This is a genomic window from Curtobacterium sp. MCBA15_008 (assembly GCF_001865065.1).
Lineage (GTDB): Bacteria > Actinomycetota > Actinomycetes > Actinomycetales > Microbacteriaceae > Curtobacterium.
The window spans coordinates 1-292 of the sequence record NZ_MJGN01000058.1; the positions used below are offsets into that span (position 1 = coordinate 1).

The window sequence follows — 292 nt, forward strand, 5'->3', positions numbered from 1 at the left end:
TTATTATTGTGGCCAGTCAGATGCGAGAGCGCGCACGTATCGAGCGTATTCGTAAAACAACGGCTCTGGAAGACAGCTACAAAAGAGCCGGCCGCCTGCTCTCCGAAATCCCGGGCCAGTATTTCACTGCAGATTTGAAACTGCTATTGATCAAGCGGATGGAGGAGTCTTGCAAAGACCTCCAGGCCCTGAAATCTGATCAGCCCGTTGAAGAACGACTGAGTGCTGTACAACAGCTGAAAAAGTCCGTAATGGACGGCGAAGACAAGCGCACTCCGATCAAGATCGACTC

1 protein-coding gene is annotated in these 292 nt (G+C 51.4%); it reads left to right on the forward strand.

Annotated features, from left to right (window positions below):
* A partial coding sequence (locus BIU96_RS19215; RefSeq protein ID WP_217642294.1) for a hypothetical protein occupies window positions 1-292 on the forward strand: 292 nt, incomplete at both ends.